The organism is Mycobacterium genavense ATCC 51234, from assembly GCF_000526915.1.
Classification (GTDB): Bacteria; Actinomycetota; Actinomycetes; order Mycobacteriales; family Mycobacteriaceae; genus Mycobacterium; species Mycobacterium genavense.
Map to the genome: position 1 here is coordinate 180,474 of NZ_JAGZ01000006.1, position 17,982 is coordinate 198,455.

The window sequence follows — 17,982 nt, forward strand, 5'->3', positions numbered from 1 at the left end:
GATGAGCGTGAACGTCGATGTAGATGCTAGGAGGCCTTCGTGAGGATGTCGTTCGGGACATTCATCGCGCCGTATCACCCGGTCAGGGAAAGCCCGCTGACCAGCTATGAGAGCGATCTCGAGCTGATCGCGTGGTGCGATCGTTGGGGCTTCGACGAGGCCTGGGTCGGCGAGCATCATTCGGCCGCCTGGGAGAACATCGCCGACCCCGCGACGTTCCTGGCCGTTGCCGGTCAGCGCACTCAGCGCATCCGGCTGGGCTCCGGCGTGGTGAGCCTGCCGTATCACCATCCGATGATGGTGGCCGACCGGTTCGTGCAGCTGGACTACCTGACGCACGGGCGAGCGATGCTCGGCGTGGGCCCCGGGGCGTTGGTCTCCGACGCGACGATGATGGGCATCGACCCGATCACCCAGCGTCCGCGGATGAACGAGGCGCTCGGGGTGATCATTCGACTGCTGGCCGGCGAGACGGTCACCCATCACAGCGACTGGTTCACCTTGAATGAGGCGCGCCTGCAAATTCTTCCGGTCAACCGCTCGATGCCGATCGCGGTCGCCTCGAGCACGTCGCCGTCGGGCATGACCGCCGCCGGTACCCACGGGGTCGGGGTACTTTCGCTCGGCGCCGGCCTGATCGGCGGCAAGAAGGACCTCGCGGCGCACTGGGCGCTGGGGGAGAAGGCCGCCGCGGAAAGCGGCAAGAATTTCCGGCGCGAGGAGTGGCGACTGGTGATCCGGGCGCACCCTGCGCACACCCGAGAGCAGGCAATGGCCGAGGTCCGCGAGGGGCGCGAGGTCGAACGGATCGGCTACTTCAAGCGGATCGCCGGGTTGAAGTACGACTACACCCTCGAGCAGGAGATCGCCGAGGACGCCGCGATCGTCGGCACACCCGACGACATGATCGAGGCGCTGCACCGGTTACAGACCGTCACCGGCGGCTTCGGCGGCTTTCTGGTGCTGGCCGGCGACTGGGCCGACCGCGAGGCGACACTGCGCAGCTATGAATTGATGGGCCGCTACGTCATTCCCGAGTTCCGCGGGCACCTGAAACCCCTGCGCGCCAGCTACGACACCGTGGTGGCCAAGGAGAAGGACTACGGCGCACCGGTCATGGCGGCGATCAAAAAGGCCTACGAAGACGCCGGCCAACAAATGCCCGAAGACCTCAACCCGACCAACCTGCGGTAGCAATTCGGTCGCTTTTCCGGGCCGAATCTCACCGGCCGTCGTAGCCTTAGCCCCATGAGCGATGGCGACGTGGAGTTTCTCCGCGGTACCGGACGAATTGCCATGGCGCACAGGGGATTCACGTCGTTCAGGTTCCCGATGAACACCATGGGCGCGTTCCACGAGGCCGCCAGGCTCGGATTTCGCTACATCGAGACCGATGTTCGCGCGACCCGTGACGGCGTGGCCGTGATCCTGCACGACCGCCGGCTCCCGGCGCAGACAGGGCTGCCGGGCCCGATCGACCGGCTTGGCTGGCAGGATGTCCGCACGGCGGATCTCGGTGCGGGGCAAACCATTCCGACACTGGAAGAGCTGATCGTGGCGCTGCCCGCGATGCGGGTCAACATCGACATCAAAGCCGAGTCGGCCATCGAACCGACGGTCGAGGTCATCGAGCGGTTGAATGCGCACGATCGGGTGCTGGTCACGTCGTTCTCCGACCGGCGTCGCCGTCAGGCGCTGCGCCTGCTGTCAAAACGGGTCGCGAGTTCGGCGGACACGGTCGCGGTCCCGGCACTCGTCGCGGCGAAAACCCCGGCCAGCCGGGCCTATGCCTGGCGAATGCTGCACGACAGCGACTGCCTGCAGCTGCCGCCACGGCTCGGTCGCCTGCCGGTGATCACGCCAACCCTGGTCCGGGCCGCGCACGCCGCGGGACGTCAGGTGCACGCGTGGACCGTCGACGATCCGGTGGTGATGCGGGCCCTGCTCGACATCGGGGTGGACGGCATCATCACCGATCGCGCCGACCTACTGTGTGCTGGTCGCGCGCGACGAGTGGTCCCCGGCGTAACTACAGCTTGCTGGCGGCGAAGTCGGCGGCCTGGTTGGCCATGCCGGCGTCGATGTACGCGCTAGCCAGATGTTGTGGCCAGTTCTCTTTCCAGGTGTTCGGGTCGGCGGGGTTGCAGATCGGGTCGGCGCCGTGGCACAACTCGATCGTCCGGTCGTTGTACAGCGGGTTGAAGTTCGTGATCGGACCCACCCACTGACTTCCGTTGCCGAACAGCGCGACGGCGGCGATGTGCTGGTCCATGCCCGGTGGCAGGGGACTGTCGAACCCGAACGCGCTGATGGGCGCGGCGAGCACCACGTCGGTGACCGCGGCACCGAGCGAGTAGCCGCCCAACACCAGTCGGGTGTTCGGGCAATTGGCGGCCATGTCCTGGATGTGGTGGCTCATGTCGTTGAAGCCGATGTCGACCTGCGTATCGGCGGGGTACTTGACGGCGTACGAGCCGAGGCTCCTATTGCCGACCTTGGACGACAGCGCGTTGATGAACGCGTTGCCGAGCACACCGGGACCCGGTGATTCGTACCGGCCGCGGGCGAACACCACCTGAACCTGGGGACAGCTGGCGGCGGCCGACGGCACGACACCAGGAGCCTGAAGCGGTGCGGACGCCAGTATCAGGGCGCCCGCGAGCACGACCGCCGCGAGGCACACAGCAGATGGTTTACGGGGAACGAAAGCGCGCACAGCAAGATGTTAAGTCGAACTCGGCGCCGCCGCCGGGCCGAGAGAATTCCGGATCGGCACAACTCCGACCACGACGTTGGTCACGGCACGCCGAACGATAGGTTCAGCTGATGAGCAACACCAACGCGAATGCACCCGAGCGATTGTTCGCGCTGGCCGAGCAGGTCACGGGTTTCATGCCGGACGACGAGGGGCGCGCGCTCTACGACGCGGCGCTGCGGTATCTGGGCGGCGGTGTCGGTGTCGAGATCGGTACCTATTGCGGCAAATCCACCTTGCTGCTCGGTGCCGCGGCGCAGCAGACGGCGGCCGTGCTCTACACGATCGATCATCACCACGGCTCGGAGGAACATCAGGCGGGCTGGGAATACCACGACGCCTCGCTGGTCGACGAGGTCACCGGACTGTTCGACACCTTGCCGACGTTTCGTCGCACGCTCGACGCGGCCGGGCTGGATGACCACGTGGTGGCGGTGGTGGGCAAATCACCGGTGGTGGCCCGGGGATGGCGGTCACCGCTGCGGTTCCTATTCATCGACGGTGGCCACTCCGAGGCCGCGGCCACCCAGGACTTCGATGGATGGACCAAGTGGGTGAGCGTCGGCGGGGCACTCGTCATCCACGACGTCTTTCCCGACCCGCGAGACGGCGGCCGGCCACCCTATTACATCTATTGCCGCGCACTCGATTCCGGCCAGTTCCGGGAGATCTCCGCAGTAGGGTCGCTGCGGGTGCTCGAGCGCACCAGCGGTCAGGTGGGCGAGCCGATCGAAATCACCGGCCAGGCCCGGTAACCACACACTCGCAGTCGAATTCGGTCTGCAGACCCAGCGGCAGCCCCTGGCCGCGAAAGATCGCGGCGCCTGCCGTGCTGTCGGACAGCGCGTCGGCCGCCAGGATCACCGCCGCGCCCGTCCACGTCGTAAGCTCCTCGGGCCACCGCTTGCCGTCGGCGAACACCAAGCCGGTCCAGTACGAGCCGTCTTCTTCACGCAGGTGCTGCATCGCGGCGAATTGCCGGTGCGCGACCGATCGCTGCCCGATGGCTTCGAGTGCCATTACCAGTTCACAGGTTTCGGCGCCCGTCACCCAGGGCCGGTCGTTCACGCAGCGGATGCCGAGACCGTCGACGACGAAGTCGTCCCAGCGTTCCTTGACGCGCGCCGCGGCGGCCGGGCCTCGCAGCGCGCTACCGAGGATCGGGTAGTACCAGTCCATCGAATAGCGGTCTTTCTCGGTGAACACCTCCGGATGGGCGACCAGCGCATGGCCCAGCCGGCCCAACGCCAGCTCCCACTCCGGCTGCGGATCGTCGACCAGGGCGGCCAGCGCCAATGCACACCGGATGCTGTGATACACGCTGGCGCAACCGGTTAGCAGAGCTTCGCGGACCGGACCGGTTTCGCTTCGCGCCCAACAGATCTCGCCATACCCGATCTGCAGGTCGATGACGAAGTCGATCGCCGTGTGCACCGTCGGCCACATCGATGCCGCGAAGGACTCGTCACCGGTGACCAGGACGTAATGCCAAACACCGGTGGCGATGTAAGCGCAGAAATTGCTGTCACTGTTGGGATCTTCGATTGTCCCCGAACGGAATTGGAGCGGCCAGGATCCGTCGGATCGCTGATTGCGACGACTCCACTCGTACGCGGCCCGCGCTGGTTCCAGCAGCCCGGCGGCGGTGAGCGCCATCGCCGATTCCACGTGGTCCCACGGGTCGGTGTGACCGCCCCGAAACCAGGGGATGGCACCGGATGATTCCTGCTCGGCGGCGATGGACAGGGCTGTCTGACCACACTGCTCGGGGCTGAACACGCCCGGGACTGCCGGCGGGCTAGATCGACGCAACTGAATACCCCGGTGTCGCTTCCGCTTTGACCTGATGCGGCTTGGTGAAGTACATCGCCACGCTCTTGCCCACCAGGGGGTTGAGCATCGACTCCGCGATACGGGTGAGCCTGGGCCTGCGCATCAGGTCCCACACCAGAAGTTTGTGATATGCGGTCACCGCGGGGTGTTCTGTATTGTCAACTCCGACAGCACATTTCAGCCACCAAAATGGTGCATGCAACGCGTGCGCATGATGGGAGTGTGTCAATTTCAGTCCGCTGCCTACGATCTTGCTCCACAATTCGCTGGCCCGGTAGATGCGGATGTGGCCGCCGATGTTGGCGTGATACTCGTCGGACAGCAGCCAGCACACTTGTTCCGGGAGCCATCGCGGTACCGAGACCGCCAGGGTGCCTCCGACTTTGAGAACCCGGATCAATTCCGCGATCGCGGCGTCGTCTTGGGTGACGTGTTCCAGAATTTCGGATGCGATGACGCAGTCGAACGTCTCGTCGGGGTACGGCAAGTTCAACGCGTCGCCGACGACCGCCTCCGCCGATGCCGCCCCGGGTGCCTCTCCGGTTTCGGCCATCGCCCGCAAAATGGTTTCTACGGACTTTACTTCGGATTCGTCGCGGTCGAACGCGACGATGTCGGCACCGCGGCGGTACGCCTCGAACGCATGCCTGCCGGCCCCACAGCCCACGTCGATCACCTTGCTGGACGGCCCGATGCCGAGCCGGTCGAAATCGACTGTCAGCATTGCAGTTCGCTCTCGGTGACGGCCTTTCGCGCGATCGCCCGCTCATAGATCCGCACGGTTTGTGCCGCTACGGCTTCCCAGCTGAACACGCTGACTGCCCGGGCCCGGCCCGCCTTTCCAAGGCTGCGGCGCTTTTCCGGCGAGTCCAGCAGCTCGCCCAGTGCGCGGGTCAACGCGTCGACGTCGGCGGGCGGCACCAGCTCGGCGCAGGCGCCGTCGGTCCCGAGAACTTCGGGCAACGCACCCACTCGGCTCGCGACGATCGGCGTACCGCTTGACATCGCTTCGACGGCGGGCAGCGAAAAGCCTTCGTAGAGCGACGGTATGCAGGCGACCTCGGCCGAGGCGAACAACGCGGCCAGCTCGGCATCGGTGAGCCCGCTGGTGATGCGGACGATGTCGGAGATCCCGAGTTCGGCGATCAGTTTGTGGGTGGGGCCGTTGGGTTCCACCTTGGCGACGAGCCGCAACTCGACATCCCGATTCACCCGAGCTTTGGCGACGGCGTGCAACAGGGTGCTGACGCCTTTCTGCGGGGTGTCGGCGCTGGCGATCGCGATCACCCGACCGGGCTGCCGTGGACCCGAAACCGGTTTGAACAGTTCGGTGTTCACGCCCAACGGAACGACGTGGAGTTGCTCGGGCGAGACGCCGAAATCGGAGATGATGTCGGCGGCCGACGACGACGAGACCGTCAACAGCTCCGGAATCTGACGCGCCACCTGCTGCTGCATGTCCAGGAAGCCATACCAGCGGCGTACCAACGGCTTCCGCCACCACTTCGCCGCCGCGACGTCCAGCACCCGGTCACGGGTGATCGGGTGGTGCACGGTGGCGACCACCGGCATTCCCGTTGCGGCAATGCTCAGCAGTCCCGTGCCCAGGCTTTGGTTGTCGTGCACGACGTCGAAGTCGGCTACGCGGTCGGCCAGTAGACGGGCGACGCGCATGGTGAACGTCCGCGGCTCGGGGAAACCGGCCGTCCACACAGTCAGGAGTTCCCGAAGGTCGATCGCGTCGCAAATCTCGCCGGGGCGGGGAATGCGGAACGGGTCGGGCTCGCGGTACATGTCGAGACTCGGCACCTTGGTCAATCGCACCCGCGGATCGAGCAATTCCGGATACGGCTGACCGGAAAATACTTCGACATCATGGCCTAGTTCCACCAGACCGTGGCTGAGATGTCGTATGTAGACGCCCTGTCCGCCGCAATGGGTCTTACTACGGTAGGACAGCAAGGCAATTCGCATACTCAACTCTTCTTTGCTGGTTAACGAACGCGGAAGGGCGCCGAATCCATCGCGATCAACGGGCCCCGAACTCCGTGACAGCAAATTGGACATGTGTCCAGACTATAGTTCGATCAGCTAATCGACGCAACGCGCCATCGGTGCCCTTCAATACTAGGTTTCGGCGATATTCGTTCGGCGGCGAGGTCGAGTGGATAACTGCTTCGGCTCGCGCGGAGGCAATCGGGCGTCGGACATGTTGTGAGGCAATGGGCGGAGCGGTGACCCAGGCGAGGACGCCTTTGTTTGCTGGCGGCCCATCCTCCTCAGCGATCCAGCAGGACGGACAGGGCGTCGGAGACCATGTCCTCGGGGTGTTGGTCGATCCCGACATTGCGCAGCTCGCCCTCGATGGCAAGGGAGGCGACGCCGTGCACGAGCGACCAGAGCGGTCCGGCCACCTCGCGCGGTTGTCGGCCGCGCAGTAGCCCGGCCGCCTGACACCCGGCAATCGTGTCGAGCAGTGTTCCGAAGGCTTGACCTGCGGCGACCGCCAGACTCGGGTGCTGGGCCTTGTCGGTATCCGCACCGAACATGACGCGGTACTGGTTCGGGTGACCGACGGCCCAACGGACATAGGCGCGACCGATCGCGATCAGCTTGTCGCGGGGACCGGCGGCGGCCTCGGTGCCGGCGGATAACGCGGCATGGAGGTCTAAAAACCCCTGTTCGGCGACCGTCGCGAGCAAGTGAGCCTTGTCGGTGAAGTGGCGGTACGGCGCCGCGGCGCTGACACCCGCGCGGCGCGCCGCCTCGGTCAGGGTAAATCCCTTCGGCCCCCGCTCGGCCACCAGCGACAGTGCCGCGCTGGTCAGCGCGCGTTTAAGATCGCCGTGGTGGTAACTACCCCGGACCTTGGTTGGAGACTTCTTCGCGGGCATGTTGACGACATTGACATCCGAGTCAATGTTAATGACATTCACATTCCTGGAAGGAGCCGAAATGTCATCTCGACAATGCGGTGAAAACGGCTGGGCTGTGGTCACGGGCGCCAGCTCTGGTTTCGGCGCGATCTTCGCCGACTTGCTGGCCAAGCGTGGCCTGTCACTGCTGCTCGCCTGACCCACGCGGTACTGCCCGGAATGCTGGCCCGCGGTCGCGGCGGCATCCTCAACGTCGCCTCCACCATCGCGTTTTAGCCCGGCACTTATCAGGCGACCTACGGTGCATCGAAGGCGTTCGTGCTCTCCCTCAGTCAGGCCCTCTGGGCCCAAACGCGCGGCTCGGGCGTCACGGTGACCGCCCTGTGCCCCGGACCCACCCGGACCGGTTTCGTCGACGCACTGGAATCCGATGTGTCGCACACCGCGATCTACCGCCGCTTGGCCGCACCCGAACCCGTGGTGGCCGCCGGGCTGCGCGCGCTGGACCAAGGCCGTGCCGTCGCGGTCCTCGGTTGGGCAACCGGATCATGACGACCGACGGCCGCTTGTCACCCGGCTGGCTTTCCGCCCTGATCAGTGCCCGGATGCTGCGGCCCACGGCCGCCACGGCGCATCGGAGCCGCTGACATGTCCGGCAAGGTCTTCACCTTCGAAATCCACCGCACCACGCCCGCATCCGCGGCCACTCTGTTTCGCCTGGAAACCGACGGTGCTCATTGGTCCGACTGGGCGAAACCACTTATCGTTCAATCGAGTTGGGAGCAGCAGGGCGATCCGGCCCCCGGGGGCATCGGCGTGGTACGCAAGGTCGGGTTGTGGCCGATGCTGATGCGGGAAAAGACGATCGGGTACGAACAAGATCGTCGGCACGTCTACCTGCAGATCGGGCCACGGCTGCCGGCCCGCGATTATCGGGCCGAGATGCTGCTGACCCCCAACCCGGCGGGCGGCACCGACATCCGCTGGACCGGGTCGTTCACCGAACGTGTGCGCGGCACGGGCACAATCATGCGCGTTTTGCTGCGCTGCGTGGTCGGCTTCCTTGCCAGTCGCCTCGTGACAGCGGCCGAGAAAGGGTAATCCACGTCACAGCAGTCACCCTTCACGCCGTCGTCTCCGAATCCAGGTCGACCACACGGGAATTCGTGCAGCCGGTGAACCGCTCGGCTCGTTCACGCGTGGCTAGATATGCAACGCTATACCCAGCGGTGCGGAGGAGTCATCGTGAAGGCTGTATTAGAAACACGTTACGACGTGATCGTGTGTGGAGCGGGGTCCTCGGGCTCCGTGATCGCGGCACGATTGGCGGAAAACCCCGACGTAAAGGTGCTGTTGCTGGAGGCCGGCGGCAGCGATGACGTCCCTACTGTCACCGAGGCGAGCCAGTGGCCGCTGAACCTGGGCAGTGAACGCGACTGGGGCTTCGTGTCCGAGCCCGATCCGAGGCTGCACGGACGTTCGATCCCGTTCTCGATGGGCAAGGTGCTGGGCGGCGGGTCAAGCATCAACGTGATGCTCTGGGCGCGACGGCATCGCAGCGACTGGACCATTTCGCGACCGAATCCGGTGAGCCGGCCTGGGCATACGACTCGGTCCTGGATTTGTACCGCCAGATCGAGGACTGGTACGGAGTGGGCAAACCGAATCATCGTGGCAGGGGAGGCTCCGTCTTCGTCCAGCCCGCACCCGACGCACATCCACTCGCCGCGGCGACCGTGAAAGCTGCCAGGACACTGGGAATTCCGAGCTATCAGAGTCCCAACGGCCGGCTGATGGAAGATATGCGCGGCGCCGCGATCGCCGATCTGCGCTGGCGCGGCGGGAAACGCCTCTCGGTGTTCCGCACCTACACCGCACCGCAGCTGCATCGGCCGAACCTCACCGTGGTGCCACACGCGCTGGTAAGCAGGGTGATTCTGCAGGACGCCCGGGCCACCAGCGTCGAGGTCCTGCACGACGGCGCGGTCCATCGCGTGATCGCCGACACCGAGGTGGTGTTGTCCCTCGGGGCGGTTCACACACCCAAAGTGCTGATGCAGTCCGGCATCGGCGACGCGGACGAACTGCGCGACGCAGGGGTCCGGCTCCGCCAGCACCTGCCGGGTGTGGGACGCAACTTTCAAGACCACTACGGGTTCGACTGCGTATGGGAATTTCCCGAAGACCTCGCCGGCAGCACCCAGGCGGGTGCGACGCTGTTCTGGGACTCCGGGCTTACCGTCGCGGACGGGCCAGACCTGTTCGCCTGTTTAGGGCACTTTCCCAAGTCCACACCCGAAAACATCGCGAAATACGTTCTGCCGCAAAATAGCTGGGTTTTGTTCGGGTCACCGACGCGCCCCAGGAGCCGTGGCCGATTGCGGTTGACGGGTTCGAGTCCCGACGATCCCGTTCGGATCGAGGCCAACGCGTTGTCCGACCCTCACGATGTCAAGACGGGGATCGCCTGCATCGAAACCCTCCGCGAAATCGGCAATTCCGCGGAGCTTCGTCCGTTCATCACCCGCGAGGTGATGCCGGGCGACCTGACCGGTGGCGAGCTGGAAACCTATCTGCGCAACGCGGTCACCACCTATTGGCACGAATCGGGGACCGCGAAGATGGGCCGCGACCCGATATCGGTGGTCGACGGACACCTCGGGGTCTACGGCATCGAGGGCCTGCGCGTCGCCGATGCGTCGATCATGCCGCGGATCACCAGCGGCAACACCATGGCGCCGTGCGTGGTGATCGGTGAACGTGCCGCGCACTCCATCAAAACCGAGCACCGGATGTGACGGTACATCACCTTGTCAACGCTTCGAGAGGAATTCGATCTCATGCTGGAACTCGTCGACAAGGGACAACCCACTGCGGCGCACCCCCACCCGCTGCTCTTTGTGCACGGCGCCTTCCTGGGCGCATGGAGCTGGGAGGTGCACTTTCTGGATTTCTTCGCCGACCGCGGGTTTCGCGTCCTGGCGCCGAGCCTTCGCGGTCACGGCGCGAGCCCGGCGGACAAACCCCTGCGGCTGTGCTCGATCGCGGACTTCGTCGAGGACGTCACAACCATTGCCAATACGATTGCGCCACAGCCAGTCCCGATCGGACACTCGATGGGTGGCTTCGTGGTGCAGAAGTATCTCGAAGCCAACGAGGCACCGGCGGCGGTCCTGCTCGCGTCCGCACCGTCGCGTGGCCACCTACGGTCGCTGCTGCGCAACATTCGGCGGCACCCGTGGCGCAGTTCCAGGTTCAGCCTGACTGGGCGACCCGACCATCTCCTGGGCACCACGACGGCAGGCGCTCGCGAATTGTTCTTCGGCCAGCAGGCGTCCGACGACCTGATCCGCTCGACCACCGCGCGGCTTCAACCGGACAGCACAAGGGCCATCTTGCTAGACATGGTCGCCGTCGAACTGGTCAGGACCGACCGGATCACCACACCCTTTTTGGTGCGCGGCGGCGAAGAAGACGCGACCTATCCTCCCACCGAGGTCCGCGCTACAGCCCGGGCCTACGGCACTGAGGCAACGATCATTCCGCAGATCGGGCACTCGATGACCGTGGAGCCCGGATGGGAAACGGTCGCCGAGCGCATCGTGTCGTGGCTGACCCAGCGCGGTCTCTAGGCATCGTCGTGCGGTAACGCGCTTGCTACCATCGCGCCGTGCACGATGTTGCTGCACCACGCGGTGGGCGCCGGACTGTTCCGCGACGCGACGTCCTCAAGTATGTGTTCGCACCGGCGCTGCTGAGCCTGGCCGCGATGTTCGACGCGCCCGGCTCGTCTGCCGCCGGCATCCAGCTGATCGACTTTGCCGAGAAACGGATTTCGCCGGACGAGATCAAGGCGGCGGGATACGCCGGCGTGATCAACTACGTCTCCGCCGAACGGCCGGGCGCGCATCGAGGCCAAGCCGATCACCCGCGAGTACGCGGACTCGTTGCGCGCGGCGGGTTTACACATCGTCAGTAACTTCCAGTACGGCAAGCCCGGATGGCCCGCTACGCCGTCGGACCTGACCCGCGGCCACGACGGTGGTGTGGCGGATGCGCAGACGGCTCAGCAGCTGCATACCGCCGCCGGCGGACCGAACTCGGCGCCGATCTTCTTCAGCGTCGACGACGACATCGACCAGAACACCTGGAATACCGTTGCCGTCGACTGGTTTCGGGGAATCAACTCCGTACTCGGGGTGGGCCGCACCGGTATTTACGGCCACTACAACGCGTGCGGGTGGGCGATCAGGGACGGCGTGATCGACAACTCGTCCAGCGCGGGGCACGCCTGGGCGTGGCAAACCCGTCGTGGTCGCATGGCCAGCGCGAGCCGATGGCGGTGCTGTACCAAACGATCGTCAACAGCCCGTCCAACCCCGGTCCGCTGCTGGGCGACATCAACGTGGATGTCGACGACGTCCTCGCGCCCGACTACGGACAGTGGGATCTGGGCCGCTGAGCGCTACATGCCCAGCGGTACCGAACTGCCGGTCGCCTGGGGCGTGGTCGAGGCGATGAAGTTCTCCAGGATGTCCGCCACCGCCGTCGGCGCCTCGACGTGGGGGAAATGCCCGACGCCCTCGAGCACCTCGAGGCGACTGCCCTCGAGCGCGTCATGGGCGGCGTAGGCATGCGCGACCGGGATGATCCGATCCTGGTCGCCCCAGATCAACAGTGCCGGAAGGCCGGCCGCGACGTGCAGCTTGTTGAGCGCGCTGACGGCCTGGCCGCGGTAGTCCACAACCGAGCGCAACGTCCGTAGGAACGCCTGGCGGGTCCGCGCGTCCGACAGCGAGCAGTACGCCTGCCACATCTCACCGGCCCGCGGCGCGCGAATCCCGGCCGAGGTCAGCCACGAACCGACCTTGTTGCCCAGGGTCAGCACCGGCTGCGGCGCGACGACGGGTAACAGCAATTCTGCACCGGGCGCCGACAGCATCCGCAGCACCGGGCTGAGTTCGGGGCCGAGGCCGCCACTGCCGATCAGGGCCAGCCGCTCGCAGTAGTCGCGATGCTGATGGGTGAACTGCATTGCGATGCCGCCGCCCAGCGACTGCCCGACCACGGTGGCGCGGGAAACGCCAAGTTCGTCGAGCAGGTCACGCAACGAGACCGCGAAAGCGCCCAGCGAGTAGTCGCCGCGCGGCTTTGCCGACTCCCCGTGGCCGAGCAGGTCGGGCGCGATGACGCGGTATTTCTTGGCGAGCTGCGGAATGATCTCGCGCCAAGTGGCCGAACTGCCGGCCATCCCGTGGATCAGCAACAGGGCGTGGCCGCTACCGGCTTCCCGGTACGCGATCCGGTCGCCGTGCAGTTCGAGGTAGGTCAATTCGCTCATGGTCAAACCGTGTACCCATGCCTTGGTCGTCGATGCGCCGGTGCTCACCAAAGAATACGTAACTTACGTAGCCGTAGGTTACTGACGGGTAATAATGTGGTGGGCCTCACGCGTCGGACATGCCCACGCCACGTGAACGACACCCCGCGAGCTGCGTGCCCGCGGGGTGTCGTCTGGTACTGGCGATCAGGCCGGCGTCACTTCAGGTCGTATCGGTCGTTGTTCATCACCTTGACCCAGGCCGCGACGAAGTCCTCCACGAACTTGCCCGCGTTGTCGTCCTGCGCGTAGACCTCGACGAGCGCGCGCAGCACCGAGTTCGACCCGAACACAAGATCGTTGGCGGTCGCGGTCCACTTGAGTGCCCCCGAGACCCGATCGCGGCCCTCGTAGACGTTCTCGGCGGTCTCCGACGGCTTCCACTCCGTGCCCATGTCGAGGAGGTTGATGAAGAAGTCGTTGGTCAACGCGCCCGGCTTGTCGGTGAACACGCCGTGCTTGCTGCCACCGTGGTTGGCGCCCAGGGCGCGCAGACCACCGATGAGCACCGTGAGCTCCGGAGCCGTCACACCGAGTAGGTACGCCCGCTCCAGCAGCAGTTGCTCCAGCGCGGTCTTCTCGCCGGGACGGAAATAGTTGCGGAACCCGTCCCAGCGGGGTTCGAGCACCGCGAACGACTCCACGTCCGTGTTCTCCTGCGACGCATCGGTGCGTCCCGGCGCGAAATGCACCGAGATCTCGTACCCGGCGTCCTTGGCGGCCTTCTCGACCGCCGCGGATCCGGCCAGCACGATCAGGTCGGCCAGCGAGATCTTCTTGCCACCCGATGCAGAGGTGTTGAAGTCCTGCTGGATCTTCTCCAGCGCGGGCAGTACCTTGTCCAACTCGGAGGGCTCGTTGACCTCCCAATGGCGTTGCGGCTCAAGGCGAATCCGCGCCCCGTTCGCGCCACCGCGCTTGTCGGTGTTGCGATAGCTCGCCGCCGCCGCCCAAGCGGTCTTGACCAACTGCTGCACCGTCAGGCCCGACTCGAGCACGTTTTTCTTCAGGGCCGCGACGTCCTTGTCGTCGACGAGCGGGTGGTCGACCGCCGGAACCGGGTCCTGCCACAGCTGCGGCTCGGGAATCCACGGGCCGAGGTAACGCGAGATCGGTCCCATGTCGCGGTGCAGCAGCTTGTACCACGCCTTGGCGAAGGCGTCGGCTAGCTCCTCGGGGTGGTCGAGCCAGCGCCGCGTGATGTCGCGGTAGATCGGGCTCTCCCGCATCGAGATGTCGGTGACCAACATCGTCGGCGCACGCCCCGGCCCGCCGAACGGGTCGGGGATGGTGCCCGCACCGGCGCCGTCCTTGGCCGTGAACTGCCAGGCCCCGGCGGGACTCTTGGTCAGCTCCCACTCGTAGCCGTACAGCGTCTCCAAGAAGGAGTTGTCCCACTTGGTCGGCGTCGGCGTCCACACGACCTCCAGGCCGCTGGTGATGGCGTCCTTGCCGACACCGGTGCCGTAGGAGCTCTTCCAGCCCAACCCCTGCTGTTCGATCGGGGCGGCCTCCGGCTCGGGGCCGACCAGGCTGGCGTCGCCGGCGCCGTGTGTCTTGCCAAAGGTATGGCCACCGACGATCAGCGCGGCGGTCTCCTCGTCGTTCATTGCCATCCGGCCGAACGTCTCGCGAATGTCGATCCCCGCGGCGACGGGGTTCGGTTTCCCTTCGGGGCCTTCGGGATTCACGTAGATAAGGCCCATCGTGGTCGCACCGTAGGGTTGCGCGAGATCACGTTCGCCCGAGTAGCGCTTGTTGGTGCCCAACCATTCGTCCTCTTCACCGAAGAGAATCTCTTCAGGCTCCCACACGTCTTCGCGGCCGAAGGCGAACCCGAAAGTCTTGAAGCCCATCGATTCCAGGGCGACGTTGCCGGCCAGCAGCAGGAGGTCCGCCCAGGAGATCTTGTTGCCGTGCTTCTTCTTGACGGGCCACAGCAAGCGTCGCGCCTTGTCCAGGCTGGCGTTGTCCGGCCAGCTGTTCAGCGGGGCGAACCGTTGCAGACCCTGGCCGCCACCACCACGGCCGTCGTAGATGCGGTAGGTGCCGGCGGCGTGCCAGCTCATGCGAATGAAGAAGCCGCCGTAGTGGCCGTAGTCGGCGGGCCACCAGTCCTGGGACGTGGTCATCACCGAGATCAGGTCGGCCTTGACCTGTTCGACATCGAGCTTGGCAAACTCCTCGGCGTAATCGAAGTCGTCGCCCAACGGGTTGGCCTGCGGCGAGTGCGGGTGCAGCCTGGAGACGTCGATCTGGTTGGGCCACCAATCCTGGTTGGTCAGCGGAGCGCCGCTCTTCGGCTTGGGTGACGGGATCGCCGGGTTTTCACTCTCGCTGGTACTCCCCGTCTTGGCGTCCGGTTCGGGTGGGCGACTCTGAAAGGTATCTGTTGACACAGCATTCCTTTCCGGTGGTCGGTGATTGAGCTGTGATCACGCGGGCCGTGATCAAGAATCCGCGGTCGAGCAATCGGGGCACAGGCCCCAGTAGATGACTTCGGCCTCGTCGAGCACGAAGCCATCGAGGACGTTGTCGTCGTCTGATGGAGTGAGGCAGGGGGCATCGCCGACCGCGCAGTCGATGTCGGCAATCACGCCGCAGGATCGGCATACGACATGGTGGTGGTTGTCGCCGGCCCGGGACTCATAGCGCGCGACCAGACCTGAGGGCTGGATGCGACGGACCAGACCCACCGCCGTCAGCGCATTGAGCACGTCGTACACCGCCTGGCGTGAGACGTCGGGAAGACCGGTTCGCACCGAGGAAAAAATCGTCTCGGTGTCGGCATGTGGATTGGCATGCACCGCCGCCAGGACCGCGATCCTGGGTCGGGTCACGCGCAAGTCGGCCATACGCAACCGCTCCGCGTAGTCCGACGTTGACGACACAAGGCCAATATGGCGCACTTATCTGGAATCAGTCAAGACTTTCCCGGGGCAATAGCCCGTAAAAATTTGGCGTCAGGAAGCCGGCTTCAAAGCGCTGCCGTTGCGCCACTGGTCCCAACTCAGCGTCCAGTCGCCGTTTTGGCTCAGCCGCAGGGCCGGCCCGCCACTGTTGCGGACCTCGACGACATCGCCCGGTACGGAAAAGTCGTAGAACCATTTCGCGTTGTCGCCGTTGAGGTTCAGACACCCGTGCGAGGTATCGGTATGACCCTGCGCCCACACCGTCGCGTCGAGCTGATGCAGATAGATGCCGTCGATGCTGATTCGGGTCGCGTAGTTGATGGTCTCCCTATAATCCCAGGCGCGAATTCTTCGGCAGTCCGAATGTCGAGGAGTCCATGACGACGGGATTGCCCTTGTCGAGCACGGTGTAGACACCTGGAGGAGTCGACAAGGAGATCGTCTGCGGCCCGACCGCTTCGGTGCCGCCCATCCTCATGGAGGTGGGCATGGTGCGGAGCAATGCGCCGTTGCTGAACACGCTCACCGTCTTGGTGGCATCGTCGGCGATCGAGACGTGCGCATCGCCGATCCGGAACGACACTCGGTTGTCTTCCTGCCCGAATAGTCCGTCGCCCAGCGCGATTCCGTAGATGTTGGCTGCTGCGGTGACGGTGGTGCCCGGCGCGTAGTCGTGCTCCGGTCGCCAGTGCGCGTTCTGGTCGTCGACCCAGAACCAGGAGCCCGGCACCGCGGGATTCGTGGTGACCTGCACCCGGCGCTCGGCGGCCGCGCGGTCGCCGATCTTTTCGTCGAAGTGCGCGACGACCACTGTGCCGACCCCGTAGCTGCCGCCGTCGCGCAGCGCGGCCTCCGACGTAGTCTGAACGAAACCTTCGTCTGGTTTGACGGGCGCAGCGTGGAGAACGACGAATCTTGGTTCGCCACAACGCCGCCCGCGCCACGACTGCTGGCGTTGAGCGTGTAGGTACGTCCGTAGCCGAGGGGAGTGGTGGTCTTCCAGACGGTGTGGTCCGGCGTCATGACTCCCTCAACGGACGCGCCGGCCTCGTTGACCATGCGCACGTCGGTGAGTGCCCCGTTCTCGGCCTTCACCTGCACTGGCGAAAGGGGTCGACATCGCGTGCATCGGCATCGGGAGTAAACGAAATCTTGGGCACTCCAATAGTTTTCGGAGAGCAACTGGTGCAGCGAGGCAAGGCCGCGAGCTGGATCACGCCGCAAACTCCGATGAGGACGAACACGCACAGCAAGACCCGGCGCCGAAGTTGGCCCCTGTTCCCGGGGTTCATCTGGATGCGCATCCTCGAAGGTTGTCCCATCAGCCGGCCCGCGCGACGACATGTCGGGTACCAAGTAACCCCATGGGCGCGTTCTGAAACGTTGCGCCTCGTCGCGAGAGATCATGGCGTCATGGCCGACGACGAACTCGACTCACTGTATGCGGTGCAGCCCAGCGCCTTCACGGCCGAGCGCACCAAATTGGCAGCGGCCGCCAAGCGTCGCGGCGACGAGGCGGCCGCCAAACGGATCTCCGCCAGCCGCAAACCGACCACGGCGGCCTGGGTGGTCAATCGGCTTGCCATCAGGGATAAGAACGCCAGCGGGCGCCTCGCCGACCTCGGCGACCGGCTGCGCGCCGCACACGCGGCGATGGACGGTCACCGCATCCGCGAGCTGTCCGGCGAGCAACATCGCCTGATCGAAGAGTTGGTCCAGACGGCGTTCGGCCTGGCCGGCATCAGCGCGGCCGCCGCGGTCCGTGAGGACGTCATGAACACGCTGCAAGCCGCGATTGCCGATCCCGCGGTCAGGGCGCGCTTGGGGCGATTGGACCGCCCCGAGCAGTGGTCGGGCTTCGGTGCCTACGAAGACGCCGACCAACCGGCAACCAGCACACCGCCCGAGAAGGGCGTCGACCGGCGGTTGGAGAAGCTCACCGCGGCCGTCGCCGCCGCCGAGCACGACAAGGCCGAGGCCGACGACAAGCTGGCGCGGCGGAAATCGGAAAGCGACGCGGCCCGAGCGCTTCGTGACGAGGCGCTCGCCGATCTCCGCAAGACCGAACGCGAGCTCGACCGCGCCGAAAACAACTACGCCAAGGCGCAACAAGCCAGCCACGATGCCGCCGAACTGCTCCGCGAAGCCTCCGAAAAGCTTGCGCAGCTGAAGCGACGCTAGCGGCGGCCGCGTTTCCGAGTGGCAACGCCGGGTATCAGCCCAGCC

Annotated in this window: 14 protein-coding genes and 5 pseudogenes; 10 read left to right on the forward strand and 9 right to left on the reverse strand. The window is 65.6% G+C overall.

The window, feature by feature from the left end; all coding sequences use genetic code 11:
- Positions 1-45: 45 nt before the first annotated feature.
- Both T428_RS0115515 and T428_RS28525 read left to right on the forward strand, forming a co-directional pair.
- Complete coding sequence (locus T428_RS0115515) at positions 46-1,194, forward strand: LLM class flavin-dependent oxidoreductase (RefSeq protein ID WP_051465254.1); 1,149 nt, start codon at positions 46-48, stop codon at positions 1,192-1,194.
- A 69-nt stretch (positions 1,195-1,263) separates the two neighbouring features.
- Positions 1,264-2,029 (forward strand): annotated as a pseudogene (locus T428_RS28525) (glycerophosphodiester phosphodiesterase family protein).
- On the opposite strand, the gene T428_RS0115525 reads toward T428_RS28525, so the two are convergent.
- On the reverse strand, positions 2,030-2,716 hold the full coding sequence (locus tag T428_RS0115525) for a cutinase family protein (RefSeq protein WP_036468122.1): 687 nt from the start codon (positions 2,714-2,716) through the stop codon (positions 2,030-2,032).
- 110 nt (positions 2,717-2,826) lie between these two features.
- Here T428_RS0115525 and T428_RS0115530 point away from each other — a divergent pair, with 110 nt between their 5' ends.
- A complete protein-coding gene (locus T428_RS0115530; protein ID WP_025737204.1) occupies positions 2,827-3,510 on the forward strand; it encodes a class I SAM-dependent methyltransferase in 684 nt (227 codons plus the stop codon).
- Here T428_RS0115530 and mmpH read toward each other — a convergent pair.
- The 4 genes from mmpH to T428_RS0115550 form a co-directional block, all read right to left on the reverse strand.
- On the reverse strand, positions 3,491-4,567 hold the full coding sequence (gene mmpH / locus T428_RS0115535) for an MMP endo-(1,4)-3-O-methyl-alpha-D-mannosidase (RefSeq protein WP_025737205.1): 1,077 nt from the start codon (positions 4,565-4,567) through the stop codon (positions 3,491-3,493). The genes T428_RS0115530 and mmpH overlap by 20 nt on opposite strands.
- A complete protein-coding gene (locus tag T428_RS0115540) occupies positions 4,554-5,312 on the reverse strand; it encodes a class I SAM-dependent methyltransferase (protein ID WP_025737207.1) in 759 nt (252 codons plus the stop codon). The genes mmpH and T428_RS0115540 overlap by 14 nt, the downstream gene beginning before the upstream one ends.
- Complete coding sequence (gene manT / locus T428_RS0115545) at positions 5,306-6,562, reverse strand: MMP alpha-(1->4)-mannosyltransferase (RefSeq protein ID WP_025737208.1); 1,257 nt, start codon at positions 6,560-6,562, stop codon at positions 5,306-5,308. Before manT ends, T428_RS0115540 begins: the two co-directional genes overlap by 7 nt.
- Positions 6,563-6,867: 305 nt before the next feature.
- Entirely contained in the window at positions 6,868-7,482 is a 615-nt protein-coding gene (locus T428_RS0115550; protein ID WP_036468184.1) for a TetR/AcrR family transcriptional regulator, read from the reverse strand.
- Between the two features lie 279 nt (positions 7,483-7,761).
- Between T428_RS0115550 and T428_RS31260 the strand changes: the two are divergent.
- From T428_RS31260 to T428_RS28540, 6 genes and pseudogenes are all read left to right on the forward strand, one after another.
- Positions 7,762-8,016, forward strand: a pseudogene (locus T428_RS31260) (SDR family NAD(P)-dependent oxidoreductase); the annotation flags it as partial.
- Positions 8,017-8,112: 96 nt separating this feature from the next.
- Positions 8,113-8,565 (forward strand): SRPBCC family protein, encoded by a 453-nt coding sequence (locus T428_RS0115565; RefSeq protein WP_025737211.1) that lies wholly within the window; start codon positions 8,113-8,115, stop codon positions 8,563-8,565.
- Positions 8,566-8,673: 108 nt separating this feature from the next.
- A pseudogene (locus T428_RS34700) lies at positions 8,674-9,557 on the forward strand (GMC family oxidoreductase); the annotation flags it as partial.
- A gap of 33 nt (positions 9,558-9,590) precedes the next feature.
- Positions 9,591-10,262 (forward strand): GMC oxidoreductase, encoded by a 672-nt coding sequence (locus T428_RS34705; RefSeq protein WP_245604941.1) that lies wholly within the window; start codon positions 9,591-9,593, stop codon positions 10,260-10,262.
- Between the two features lie 42 nt (positions 10,263-10,304).
- Positions 10,305-11,096, forward strand: a complete 792-nt coding sequence (locus T428_RS0115575) for an alpha/beta hydrolase (protein WP_025737212.1) — start codon at positions 10,305-10,307, stop codon at positions 11,094-11,096.
- Positions 11,097-11,134: 38 nt separating this feature from the next.
- Positions 11,135-11,926, forward strand: a pseudogene (locus tag T428_RS28540) (DUF1906 domain-containing protein).
- 3 nt (positions 11,927-11,929) lie between these two features.
- Here T428_RS28540 and T428_RS0115595 read toward each other — a convergent pair.
- The 4 genes and pseudogenes from T428_RS0115595 to T428_RS28545 all read right to left on the reverse strand — a co-directional run bounded on the left by T428_RS0115595 (position 11,930) and on the right by T428_RS28545 (position 17,060).
- Complete coding sequence (locus tag T428_RS0115595; protein WP_025737214.1) at positions 11,930-12,805, reverse strand: alpha/beta fold hydrolase; 876 nt, start codon at positions 12,803-12,805, stop codon at positions 11,930-11,932.
- A 197-nt stretch (positions 12,806-13,002) separates the two neighbouring features.
- Positions 13,003-15,243 carry a catalase/peroxidase HPI gene (gene katG, locus T428_RS0115600; RefSeq protein ID WP_025737215.1) on the reverse strand — a complete coding sequence of 747 codons (2,241 nt, stop codon included), beginning with the start codon at positions 15,241-15,243 and terminating at the stop codon, positions 13,003-13,005.
- Between the two features lie 51 nt (positions 15,244-15,294).
- Positions 15,295-15,735, reverse strand: a complete 441-nt coding sequence (locus T428_RS0115605; RefSeq protein WP_036468125.1) for a Fur family transcriptional regulator — start codon at positions 15,733-15,735, stop codon at positions 15,295-15,297.
- A 72-nt stretch (positions 15,736-15,807) separates the two neighbouring features.
- A pseudogene (locus T428_RS28545) lies at positions 15,808-17,060 on the reverse strand (L,D-transpeptidase).
- Between the two features lie 109 nt (positions 17,061-17,169).
- Here T428_RS28545 and T428_RS0115615 point away from each other — a divergent pair.
- On the forward strand, positions 17,170-17,937 hold the full coding sequence (locus T428_RS0115615; protein WP_025737217.1) for a hypothetical protein: 768 nt from the start codon (positions 17,170-17,172) through the stop codon (positions 17,935-17,937).
- Positions 17,938-17,982 lie beyond the last annotated feature (45 nt).